The following is a 10,469-nucleotide window of genomic DNA, read 5'->3' as shown; positions in this document are numbered from 1 at the left end:
GGGGTCTGTGTGAGGTGCCATCGTCCCACAACAGGGGGGCACTCCGGTCACGGGGGCGGGACCGCCGGTGGGGTGGCACGGCCCGGCCGTGCCACCCCTCCTCGACGGTCGTGCGTCAGCCGAGGTCGGTGTCCTCGGCCACGGCGGCGCGGGCGGCGGCCCGGGCGGCCGCGCGCTCCTGCAGGGTCGGCTCGGGCGACCCGTTGTCGTAGTCCTCGCCGTACGCGCCCTTGGCCGGGCGGCGGCGGCGCAGCGGCGGCTCGACGCCGTCGGCGAGGCGGCGGGCGGTGAGCAGGAAGCCGGTGTGGCCGATCATCCGGTGGTCCGGGCGGACCGCGAGGCCCTCCAGGTGCCAGGTGCGGACCATGGTCTCCCAGGCCTGCGGCTCGGTGAAGGTGCCGTGGTCGCGCAGCGCCTCGACGGTCTTGGACATCTGCGTGGTGGTGGCCACGTAGCAGCAGATGAGGCCGCCGGGGACGAGCGCCTTGGAGGCGACGTCCAGGCACTCCCAGGGGGCGAGCATGTCGAGGATGATGCGGTCGACGTCGCTCTCGACCAGGTTGTCCTGGAGGTCGCCGACGGTGAGCTTCCACGCCGGGTGGGAGCCGCCGAAGTAGCGCTCGACGTTGCTCTTGGCGATGTCGGCGAAGTCCTGCCGACGCTCGTAGGAGGCCAGCATGCCCTGCTCGCCGACGGCGCGCAGCAGGTAGGTGCTGAGCGCGCCGGACCCCACGCCGGCCTCCACCACGCGGGCGCCCGCGAAGATGTCGGCCATCGCGAGGATCTGGCCCGCGTCCTTGGGGTAGATCACGGCGGCGCCGCGTGGCATGGAGAGGACGTAGTCGGGGAGCAGGGGGCGCAGCGCGAGGTACGGGACGTTCCCCGTGGTGCGCACGACCGTGCCTTCAGGAGCGCCGATCAGCTCGTCGTGCGGGAACGCACCCTTGTGGGTGTGGAACTGGTTCCCGGCCTGGAGCGTGAACGTGTAGTGGCGACCCTTGGGGTCGGTCAGCTGGACCTGGTCCCCGACCTGGAAGGGCCCGCGTCGGCGGGCGGCACCGGTCGGTTCGGACATGCGGCCAATCCTAAGGGAAGCGCGACCTCCCGCCCGCCGCGCCCCCGGCCGGTGCCGTCCTACTGCCCCGCGACGGCGGCGGTGAGGCGCTGCTCGATGTCGGTGAGCGCGACGACGCCGTACACCCGGCCGTCGGACTCGACCACCAGGTACTCCCCGGCCGGGGTGGCGCGCACGGCGTGCAGGAGGTCCTCGCCGGTGAGGTCGGCGCTGAGCCGCAGGCCGGGTTCGAGGTCGCGGGCGAGCGGTCCGACGGCGACCCACGGGCGGCGGTGCTCGGGCACCGCGCGCACGGCGGACTCGCGGACGATCGCGATCGGCTCGCCCCGGCCGTCCACCACGACCACGGCCCCGGCCTGCGCCTCGCGGGCGCGCCGCAGCGCCTCGCCGAGCGGGGTGTCGGCGGTGACCTCGACGGTGCGGCGGGCGAGGTCGCGCAGCCGCAGGCCGGGCAGGGCCTCCTTGAGCCGGGCGTTGCGCACGCTGGCGCCGGCGCCGTTCCAGATGATCGCGGCCAGGACGGCGGCGATGACGGCGTCGACGAGGGTGTCGGTGCCGGTCCGCCCGACCCCGCGGGAGGCGCTGATCAGCGGCAGCCCGATGAGCACGGCGACGGCCAGCGCCCGCCCGACCCACGCGGCGGCGACGGTGCCGGTCATCGGCCTGCCGGTGACGGCCCAGACGACCGCGCGCAGCATCCGGCCGCCGTCCAGTGGCAGTCCGGGCAGCAGGTTGAAGGCGGCGACGACGAGGTTGGAGACCATCAGGCCGGTGAGCAGCACCCCGGGCACCGAGGAGAGCTCCACGGCCTGCATGGCGAGGTAGAAGACCCCGCCGAGCACGAGCGACAGCAGCGGGCCGACGAAGGCCAGCCAGAACTCCCGCCACGGCGTCTCGGCCTCGTTCTCGATCTCGGAGACGCCGCCGAAGAACTGCAGCTGGATGCGGCGCACGCCGAGGCGGTAGCGCAGCGCGACCAGCGTGTGGGCGAGCTCGTGCACCAGGACGGAGGCGTAGAAGGCGACGGCGAAGGAGAAGGCGACCAGGTAGCGCGAGCCGCCGAGGTCCGGCAGGACGTCGTTCAGCTGGCCCCCGAAGACCCAGGTGATCAGGGCCGCGATGACGAACCAGGAGGGGGTGACGTAGATGGGCACCCCGAACGGGCGGCCCATGAGGATGCCGCCGCCGCGCTCCTTCCGCGGCTCCGGCGGCCGGCCGGGCGGGCGATCACCGCCGTGCGGCGGCTGGTCGGAGGTCTGCTGCCCCCTGCTGTCGCTCACCGTGATCCCTTCGGTCGACTCCCCCGAGTTGCGCCGGTGTGCCCACGCTACGTGATCTCGGCGGCAGGGCGCCGCGCGCCCCTCTGTCTGGCTTCATACCCACTGGCGCGGGCCCTGCCCAGCCCCGTGACAGCACGGTGGCAGCGGTATGGCAGCGCGGGGCAATAGGGTCGTAGCCATGCAGCAGACCGACACCACCAGTGCCGCCGGGGCCCCGGCGCGCCCGGCGGCGCCCCCGACCGGCCTGTCCCCGTCCCGTGCGGGTGACTTCCTCACCTGCCCGCTGCTGTACCGGCTGCGGGTGATCGACCGGCTGCCGGAGCCGCCGAGCGCGGCGGCGACCCGGGGCACCCTGGTGCACGCGGTGCTGGAGCGGCTGTTCGACAGCGCGGCCGTCGAGCGGACGCCGGAGCGGGCGCTCGGCCTGCTGCGCCCGCAGTGGGAGCGGCTGCTGGGCGAGCGGCCGGAGCTCGGCGGGCTGTTCCCGGACGACCCGGACGGCGCGGCGCTCACCCGCTGGCTGGCGGACGCCGAGAAGCTGGTCGGCCAGTGGTTCCGGCTGGAGGACCCGACCCGGCTGCACCCGGTGGAGCGGGAGCTGTACGTGGAGACGGCCCTGGAGTCGGGCCTGCTGCTGCGCGGCTACATCGACCGGGTCGACGTCGCCCCGACCGGCGAGGTCCGCCTCGTCGACTACAAGACCGGCCGGGCGCCCTCGCGGGACTTCGAGGGCAAGGCGATGTTCCAGATGAAGTTCTACGCGCTGGTGGTGTGGCGCTGGAAGGGCGTGATCCCCAAGCGGCTCCAGCTGGTGTACCTCGGCGGGGGCGGGGACGTCGTCTCCTACGACCCGGACGAGGCGGACCTGCTCGCCGTGGAGCGCAAGCTGCAGGCGCTCTGGGAGCGGATCACCCACGCGGTGGCCACCGGGGAGTTCCCGGCCACCCGCAACCGGCTCTGCGACTGGTGCGACCACCAGGCCAGCTGCCCGGAGTTCGGCGGGACGCCCCCGCCGTACCCGCTGCCGCTGGCCCGTACGTCTGAAGAGGACGATCCCACGGGGGATCCGATGAGCAAGGAGTCCTAGTGACGATCCGAGTGCTGCTGGTCGACGACCAGCCGCTGCTGCGCACCGGTTTCCGGATGATCCTGGAGGCCGAGTCCGACCTGGTGGTGGTCGGTGAGGCCGGCGACGGTCAGCAGGCGCTGGACCAGGTCCGGGCGCTGCAGCCCGACGTGGTGCTGATGGACATCCGGATGCCCAGGATGGACGGCGTCGAGGCGACCCGCCGGATCGCCGGCCCGGGCCGGGACGGCCCGGCCAAGGTGCTGGTGCTGACCACCTTCGACCTGGACGAGTACGTGGTGGAGGCGCTGCGCGCGGGCGCCAGCGGCTTCCTGCTGAAGGACGTGCCGGCCGAGGAGCTGGTGCAGGCGATCCGGGTGGTCGCGGACGGCGCGGCGATGCTGGCGCCGAGCATCACCCGGCGGCTGCTGGACATGTACGCCACCAAGCTGCCCTCGGGCGAGGAGGCGCCGCCGCAGGCGCTGAACGCGCTCACCGAGCGGGAGCTGGAGGTGCTCAAGCTGGTGGCGCGCGGGCTGTCGAACGCGGAGATCGCGGCCGAACTGTTCGTCAGCGAGACCACGGTGAAGACGCACGTGGGACACGTCCTGACGAAGCTCCAGCTGCGGGACCGCGTGCAGGCGGCGGTGTACGCGTACGAGAGCGGTCTGGTGCGTCCGGGCGCGCTGTAGGACGCTCCACAGACGGCGACGGCCCGTCCGCCTCCCGCACCGGGGGAAGCGGACGGGCCGTCGCCGTCGGGCGCTACTTGCTGCTGCGGCCGATCTCGCCGAAGCGGAAGACGCCGGTGGTGTCGACGGTGGACTCGACCCCGGTGATGTACGAGCGGGCCGCGTAGAACGCCTTGTCCTGGAACAGCGGGACGAGCGGAGCGTTGTCGGCGACGATCGACTGGATCTGGTTGTAGTTGCCGGCCGCCGCGCCGCGGTCGGTCATCTTGAGGCCGTCCGGCACCAGCTTCTGGCTGATCCGCGGGTCGTCCCAGCCGTCGTGGTAGACGCCGCCGTCGACGACCAGCGGGCTGATGTAGTTGTCGGCGTCCGGGTAGTCGGCGAACCAGCCGAGGATGTAGGCCTGGTACTTGCCGTCGGCGAAACCGGCCTTGTACTTGTCCCAGTCGGCCTCCTGCTGGACCGTCACCTGGAACAGGCCGCCGGTCTCCAGCTGCTTCTTCACCGTGTCGGCCTCGGCCGCGCCGGCCCGCGAGCGGGACCACGTGAGGGTGATCTTGACGGGCAGCTGCACCTTGGCGTCGGTGAGGAACTTCTTGGCCTTGCTGACGTCCTGGTCGCCGTACTTGTCGAAGAAGACGGTGTTGTGGCCGGTGACGCCGGCCGGGACCATCGAGTACAGCGGCTGGACGGTGCGGGCGAAGACGTCGCGGGCGAGCGCCTTGCGGTCGAGCAGCGCGGCGGCGGCCTGGCGGACGGCGACGTTGCCGACGACCGCGTCCTTGGTGTTGAAGACCAGCGAGCGGGTGTTGTTGCTGTCGCCCTCGACGACCTGGAGGTCGCCCTTGCCGCCCTGCTGGTCGGAGCGGATCTGGGCGGCGGTGTTCGGGTCCAGGCTGTCGTCGGTGAGGTCGACGTCGCCCTTGTCGAGCGCGGCCTTCAGGTCGGCGGCCTGGTCGTAGTAGCGGACGGTGAACTTGCTGTTCCGCAGCTTGACGTCGCCGTTGTACTTGTCGTTGGCCGACAGCGCGACCTTGCCGATGCTCTTGCCGCCGCCGCCCAGGGCCTCGACCGAGTCGAGCTTGTACGGGCCGGAGCCGACCAGCTTGTCGTTGGGCAGCAGCGAGTCGGCCGGGTACACCTGGTGGTCGACGATCGCGCCGACCGGGCTGGCGAGCTTGGCCGGGAGGGTCGCGTCGGGCGCGGTGAGCTGGAAGACCACCTCGTTGTCGCCCTTGGCCTCGACGGACTTGATCGAGGAGAGCAGCCCGGACGGGCCGTTCTTGTCGTTGATCTTCTTGGTGCGCTCGATCGAGAACACGACGTCGGCGGCGGTCAGCGGGTGGCCGTTGGAGAACTTGAGGCCGGGGCGCAGCACGCAGTGGTACTGGGTGGAGTCGCCGGTGGTGAACTCGCAGGACTGCGCGGCGTCCGGGGAGGGCGAGCTGGAGGCGGCGGGGAAGACCAGCAGCGACTGGAAGGTGTTGCGCAGGATCAGCCAGGAGCCGGAGTCGTAGGACCCGGCCGGGTCCAGCACGCTGGTGAGCTGGGCGGTGCCCATGGTGACCGAGCTGCTGCCGCCGCCGCCCTTGACCGCGTCGGTGACGGATCCGCAGCCGGCCACCGTCACGGCGACCAGGCCGGCGCAGCCGAGTACTGCCAGGCGTTCAGCGGAAGTCTTCACGGGGCGCGTCCTTCTGGGGTGCGCGTCGTGCGACCGGCGCCGGGACCGGGGGTACCCGTCGGCGGCGGTGGCAGGGCTGCGAGGGCGGGAACGAACTGGAGTAGCGTGCCATATCGAACACGCACGACCGATACCCGCGTGGATGACGTTTGGGACACGGTGATCCGGGGCAGCCCGGCTCCCCCGACGAGTTGTCGGCCAATGCCCGTTTTCTCCCCCGATGACCACCGGATCGGGCCACCCGGGGCCCCTTACCGGTCGGTAGGCCGCCGGGGCAATGAGACCACAATCACACGCGCGAGGCGACCAGCGAGCGCAGCAGTTCGAGGTCGACCTGCTCCAGCGAGGACAGCACCAGCCGCCCGGGGGCCGACTCGATCCGCGCGACCGAGGGCACCGCGATCACCGGGCAGCCGGCCGCCTCGGCCGCCTTCACCCCGGTCGGCGCGTCCTCGACCACCACGCAGCGGGCCGGTTCCGCGCCCAGCCGGCGGGCCGCCTCCAGGTACGGGTCCGGGTGCGGCTTGGTGCGCGGCACCTCGTCCCCGGCGACGGTGAAGGCGAAGTGCTCGGCGCCCAGCGAGCGCAGCACGATGTCGATGACGTGCCGGTGCGAGGCCGACACCAGGGCGGCCGGGATCCCGTGCGCGGCAAGGGTATTGAGGAGCCGCTCGGCGCCCGGCATGAGCGGCACGCCGCCGCCCAGCAGGTCGACGAAGCGCTGGTTGATGAGCACCGTCAGGTCGGCGGGGGAGAGGTCGACGCCGGTCCTGGCGAGCAGGTAGTCGATCACCCGGCTCATCGGGCCGCCCACCACCTGGGCGCGGTCCGCCTCGTCCAGCGCGTAGCCGAGCTCGGCGAACAGCGAGGCCTCGGCCTGCCACCAGAAGTCCTCGGTGTCGACCAGCGTCCCGTCCATGTCCAGCAGCACCGCCTGCAGGCCGCGGTCGTCCCCGTGGTCGAGCGCCGCGACGGCGGTGGAGATGCTGGTCATGGTGATCCTTCCGAGTGCCCCGCAGGTGCTCCGGGGATGGCACGGGCCGGCCCGCTGGTGAGCGGACCGGCCCGTTCAGGATCATCAAGGATACGCCCGGTTCGCCGGAAAAGAGCGAACGCGCGGGGGCGTCCTGGTTACCGGGCGTTGAAGTACTTCGCCTCCGGGTGGTGGATCACGATCGCGTCCGTGGACTGCTCCGGGTGGAGCTGGAACTCCTCGGAGAGCACCACGCCGATCCGCTCGGGCTTCAGCAGCTCGGCGATCTTGGCGCGGTCCTCCAGCTCCGGGCAGGCGCCGTAGCCGAGCGAGAAGCGGGCACCGCGGTACTTGAGCGCGAACATGTCCTTGACGTCCTGCGGGTCCTCGCCGGAGAAACCGAGCTCGTAGCGGACCCGGGCGTGCCAGAACTCGGCCAGCGCCTCGGCCAGCTGCACCGAGAGGCCGTGCAGCTCCAGGTAGTCGCGGTAGGAGTTCCCGGCGAACAGCTCGTTGGCCGCCTCCGAGATCCGGTTGCCCATGGTGACCACCTGCAGGCCGACGACGTCCCGCACACCGGACTCCTCCGGGCGGAAGAAGTCGGCCAGGCAGAGCCGGCGCCCGCGCCGCTGGCGGGGGAAGGTGAAGCGGGTGCGCTCGGTGCCGTCCTCGTGGAAGACGATCAGGTCGTCGCCCTTGGAGTTGGCCGGGTAGTAGCCGTAGACCACGGCCGCCTCCAGCCAGCCCTCGGTCTGCAGCCGGTCCAGCCAGGCGCGCAGCCGCGGGCGGCCCTCGGTCTCCACCAGCTCCTCGTACGACGGCCCCTCGCCGGAGCGCGCCGCCTTCAGGCCCCACTGGCCCTTGAACAGCGCGTCCTCGTCCAGCCAGGACGCGTAGTCGGCGAACGGGATGCCCTTGACGATGCGGTCGCCCCAGAACGGCGGGACGGGCACGGCGTTGTCGACGGCGACGTCGGAGCGGATCTGGCCGAGGTTGACCTCCGGCTCCGGCTCCTCCACCTCGACCCGGGCGTGCCGGCGCTGCTTGAGCTCGGGCAGCACCGCGCCGGGCACGCCGCGCTTGACGGCGATCAGCGCGTCCATCAGCCGCAGGCCCTCGAACGCGTCGCGGGCGTACCGGACTTCGCCCTCGTAGATCTCGTGGAGGTCCTGCTCGACGTACGCCCGGGTGAGCGCGGCGCCGCCGAGGATCACCGGGTAGTCGGCCGCCAGCTTGCGCTGGTTGAGCTCCTCCAGGTTCTCCTTCATGATCACGGTCGACTTGACCAGCAGCCCGGACATCCCGATGACGTCGGCCCGGTGCTCCTGCGCGGCGTCCAGGATCGCCGAAACCGGCTGCTTGATGCCGAGGTTGACGACGTTGTAGCCGTTGTTGGACAGGATGATGTCGACCAGGTTCTTGCCGATGTCGTGGACGTCGCCCTTGACGGTGGCCAGCACGATCGTGCCCTTGCCCTCCGAATCGGACTTCTCCATGTGCGGCTCCAGGTGCGCCACCGCGGTCTTCATGACCTCGGCGGACTGGAGCACGAACGGCAGCTGCATCTGGCCCGAGCCGAACAGCTCGCCGACCACCTTCATGCCGGACAGCAGGGTCTCGTTGATGATCTCCAGCGCGGGCCGCGCGGTGAGCGCCTCGTCCAGGTCGGCCTCCAGGCCGTTGCGCTCCCCGTCGATGATCCGGCGCTGGAGCCGCTCGTCCAGCGGGAGCGCGGCCAGCTCCTCCGCCTTGGACGCCTTCACCGAGGCCGAGGAGACGCCCTCGAACAGCTCCAGCAGGCGCTGCAGCGGGTCGTAGCCGTCCCGGCGGCGGTCGTAGACCAGGTCGAGGGCGGCCTCGCGCTGGTCCTCGGGGATCCGGGAGATCGGCAGGATCTTCGACGCGTGGACGATCGCCGAGTCCAGGCCGGCCTCGACGCACTCGTGCAGGAAGACCGAGTTGAGGACGACGCGGGCGGCCGGGTTGAGGCCGAAGGAGATGTTGGACAGGCCGAGGGTGGTCTGCACGTCCGGGCGGCGGCGCTTGAGCTCGCGGATCGCCCCGATCGTCTCGATGCCGTCCCGCCGGGACTCCTCCTGCCCGGTGGCCAGGGTGAAGGTGAGGCAGTCGACCAGGATCGAGCCCTCGTCGATGCCGTAGTCCGCGGTGAGCTCGGCGATCAGCCGCTCGGCGATCTCGACCTTCTTGTCCGCGGTGCGGGCCTGGCCCTCCTCGTCGATGGTCAGCGCGATCAGGCCGGCGCCGTGCTCGCGGGCCAGCGAGGCGATCCTGCCGAAGCGCGAGTCGGGGGCGTTGCCGTCCTCGTAGTTGACCGAGTTGAGCACCGCGCGGCCGCCGAGCGCCTCCAGGCCGGCCTGCAGCACGGGCGGCTCGGTGGAGTCCAGGACGATCGGCAGGGTCGAGGCGGTCGCCAGGCGGCCGGCGATCTCCTTCATGTCGGCGACACCGTCGCGGCCGACGTAGTCGACGCACAGGTCCAGCAGGTGGGAGCCGTCCCGGATCTGGTCGCGGGCGATCTCCACGCAGGCCTGCCAGTCGCCGGCCAGCATCGACTCGCGGAACTTCTTCGAGCCGTTGGCGTTGGTGCGCTCGCCGATCGCGAGGTACGAGGTGTCCTGGCGGAACGGCACCGCCTGGTACAGCGACGCCGCCGACGGATCCGGCTGCGGCGTGCGCGGGGCGATCGCGCGGCCCTGGACGCGCTCGACCACCGCGCGCAGGTGCTCCGGCGTGGTGCCGCAGCAGCCGCCCACCAGCGACAGCCCGTACTCGCGGGTGAACACGTCGTGCGCCTCGGCCAGTTCGGCCGGGGACAGCGGGTAGTGGGCGCCGTCCTTGCCGAGCACCGGCAGGCCCGCGTTCGGCATGCAGGACAGGCCGATCCGGGCGTTCTTGGCCAGGTAGCGCAGGTGCTCGCTCATCTCGGCCGGGCCGGTGGCGCAGTTGAGGCCGATGTAGTCGACGCCGAGCGGCTCCAGCGCGGTGAGCGCGGCGCCGATCTCCGAGCCGAGCAGCATCGTGCCGGTGGTCTCCACCGTCACCTGCACCAGCACCGGGAGGTCCAGGCCGGCCGCGGCGAGGGCGCGCTTGGAGCCGAGGATCGCGGCCTTGGTCTGCAGGAGGTCCTGGCTGGTCTCGACCAGCAGGGCGTCGGCGCCGCCGGCGATCAGGCCGGCCGCGTTCTCCTGGAAGCCGTCGCGCAGGGCCTCGTACGGGGCGTGGCCGAGGGTGGGCAGCTTGGTACCGGGCCCGATCGAGCCGAGCACCCAGCGGGTGCGGCCGTCGGCGGCGGTGTGCGCGTCGGCGACCTCGCGGGCGATCCGGGCGCCGGCCTCGGACAGCTCGAAGATGCGCTCGGGGATGTCGTACTCGCCGAGCGCGGCGAAGTTGGCACCGAAGGTGTTGGTCTCCACGCAGTCCACGCCCACCGCGAAGTAGGCCTCGTGGACGGACCGGACGATGTCGGGGCGGGTGAGGTTCAGGACCTCGTTGCAGCCCTCCAGGTCCTGGAAGTCCTCCATGGTCGGGTCCTGGGCCTGGAGCATGGTGCCCATCGCCCCGTCGGCGACCACCACCCGGGTGGCGAGGGCCTCGCGCAACGCGTTCGCGCGGCTCTGCTGAGTGATGGACGGTTCGGCTGCAGTGGCCATGGGGCTTCTCCCTGGTGCGACGGCTGTC

The 10,469-nt window shown here is 72.0% G+C and carries 7 protein-coding genes; 2 read left to right on the top strand and 5 right to left on the bottom strand.

Annotation, left to right across the window (positions count from 1 at the left end; all coding sequences use genetic code 11):
- Positions 1–115 precede the first annotated feature (115 nt).
- Together ACFV4F_RS22005 and ACFV4F_RS22000 are read right to left on the bottom strand one after the other, a co-directional pair.
- The gene (locus tag ACFV4F_RS22005; protein ID WP_380448367.1) at positions 116–1,075 is read right to left on the bottom strand and encodes a tRNA (adenine-N1)-methyltransferase; all 960 of its coding nucleotides are present in this window, start codon (positions 1,073–1,075) and stop codon (positions 116–118) included.
- A gap of 59 nt (positions 1,076–1,134) precedes the next feature.
- Entirely contained in the window at positions 1,135–2,361 is a 1,227-nt protein-coding gene (locus ACFV4F_RS22000) for a site-2 protease family protein (RefSeq protein ID WP_380504744.1), read from the bottom strand.
- 172 nt (positions 2,362–2,533) lie between these two features.
- Here ACFV4F_RS22000 and ACFV4F_RS21995 point away from each other — a divergent pair, with 172 nt between their 5' ends.
- Together ACFV4F_RS21995 and ACFV4F_RS21990 are read left to right on the top strand one after the other, a co-directional pair.
- Positions 2,534–3,442, top strand: a complete 909-nt coding sequence (locus ACFV4F_RS21995) for a RecB family exonuclease (RefSeq protein ID WP_380448364.1) — start codon at positions 2,534–2,536, stop codon at positions 3,440–3,442.
- Positions 3,442–4,113: a response regulator transcription factor gene (locus ACFV4F_RS21990; RefSeq protein ID WP_030299918.1), complete on the top strand. Its 672-nt coding sequence runs from the start codon at positions 3,442–3,444 to the stop codon at positions 4,111–4,113. Before ACFV4F_RS21995 ends, ACFV4F_RS21990 begins: the two co-directional genes overlap by 1 nt.
- A gap of 73 nt (positions 4,114–4,186) precedes the next feature.
- Here the strand turns inward: ACFV4F_RS21990 and ACFV4F_RS21985 are convergent, their stop codons facing one another.
- The 3 genes from ACFV4F_RS21985 to metH all read right to left on the bottom strand — a co-directional run bounded on the left by ACFV4F_RS21985 (position 4,187) and on the right by metH (position 10,441).
- Positions 4,187–5,797, bottom strand: a complete 1,611-nt coding sequence (locus tag ACFV4F_RS21985) for an ABC transporter substrate-binding protein (protein WP_380445468.1) — start codon at positions 5,795–5,797, stop codon at positions 4,187–4,189.
- Between the two features lie 289 nt (positions 5,798–6,086).
- Positions 6,087–6,791, bottom strand: a complete 705-nt coding sequence (locus ACFV4F_RS21980; protein WP_380445469.1) for an HAD family hydrolase — start codon at positions 6,789–6,791, stop codon at positions 6,087–6,089.
- Positions 6,792–6,928: 137 nt separating this feature from the next.
- The gene (gene metH / locus ACFV4F_RS21975) at positions 6,929–10,441 is read right to left on the bottom strand and encodes a methionine synthase (RefSeq protein WP_380504690.1); all 3,513 of its coding nucleotides are present in this window, start codon (positions 10,439–10,441) and stop codon (positions 6,929–6,931) included.
- Between the last annotated feature and the right edge of the window lie 28 nt (positions 10,442–10,469).

It is taken from the genome of Kitasatospora sp. NPDC059722 (genome assembly GCF_042733235.1).
Taxonomy (GTDB): Bacteria; Actinomycetota; Actinomycetes; order Streptomycetales; family Streptomycetaceae; genus Kitasatospora.
This window is presented reverse-complemented; position numbering and strand designations above follow the sequence as displayed.

Coding starts and splice junctions, on each gene's coding strand:
- ACFV4F_RS21995 (WP_380448364.1), top strand. CDS start 2,534: ATGCAGCAGACCGACACCACCAGTGCCGCCGGGGCCCCGGCGCGCCCG.
- metH (WP_380504690.1), bottom strand. CDS start 10,441: ATGGCCACTGCAGCCGAACCGTCCATCACTCAGCAGAGCCGCGCGAAC.
- ACFV4F_RS22005 (WP_380448367.1), bottom strand. CDS start 1,075: ATGTCCGAACCGACCGGTGCCGCCCGCCGACGCGGGCCCTTCCAGGTC.
- ACFV4F_RS21980 (WP_380445469.1), bottom strand. CDS start 6,791: ATGACCAGCATCTCCACCGCCGTCGCGGCGCTCGACCACGGGGACGAC.